Source organism: Shewanella sp. T24-MNA-CIBAN-0130 (assembly GCF_040310185.1).
Lineage (GTDB): Bacteria > Pseudomonadota > Gammaproteobacteria > Enterobacterales > Shewanellaceae > Shewanella > Shewanella psychromarinicola.
The window spans coordinates 1-601 of sequence record NZ_JBEOPP010000133.1 but is presented as its reverse complement, the minus strand read 5'-3'; the positions used below and the strand labels follow the sequence as shown (position 1 = coordinate 601).

General features: G+C 39.8%; 1 protein-coding gene and 1 pseudogene. Both read right to left on the bottom strand.

What is annotated here, in order from left to right:
* On the bottom strand, positions 1–267 hold a 267-nt coding region (locus tag AAEZ02_RS21780), incomplete at its 3' end, for a winged helix-turn-helix domain-containing protein (protein WP_351125015.1).
* Positions 268–281: 14 nt separating this feature from the next.
* Positions 282–542: pseudogene (locus AAEZ02_RS21775) on the bottom strand (helix-turn-helix domain-containing protein); the annotation flags it as partial.
* Positions 543–601 lie beyond the last annotated feature (59 nt).

Below are 601 nucleotides of genomic sequence, written 5' to 3'. Positions count from 1 at the left end.
ACAACTTACTTTTGTCGCTTGAGTTGGATGCATAGCATCCATAAACAATATAGGCTCATCAACTACTTCAGACTTTAACTTAGTGTACTGCTCAATAAAATCGGCTTGCTTTTTTTCATCAAACTTATGAGGGACGCCTTTAGGGTATTTGTAGCTAAAGTTATGCTGATGAAGCCATTTATTTAAACCTGGAATAGAGAAGCGCAGCCCATGGTTTCTCCATATGTACTCAATGATTTCATACGAGCAGCGATAAGTGTTTAACATCAGGTGAGCCATAACCTCATCAGTTTGTGTTTCACTCAAATAAGGTCGTGAACCTCCATTTTCAGGTCTAACTTATTTTTACTGACGTAATCATCAATATGCCTAACGATACTTGTTTCATGCAGTCGTAAGGCCTGAGCTATCATCGGTGTTGACCAGCCTTCAGAGCGAAGTAAAACGGCTTTAATTCGATCACGAACACGCCCATCTCGACTCTCGTCGTGAAGGGCTTCAAGATCTATTTTTTGCTCGATGGTCAACTTGATGTTTTTCATGAGGGGTATGGTGATCTTCATTGGTAAAAAATCAAGCATCTTCATTGATCATGGGTATA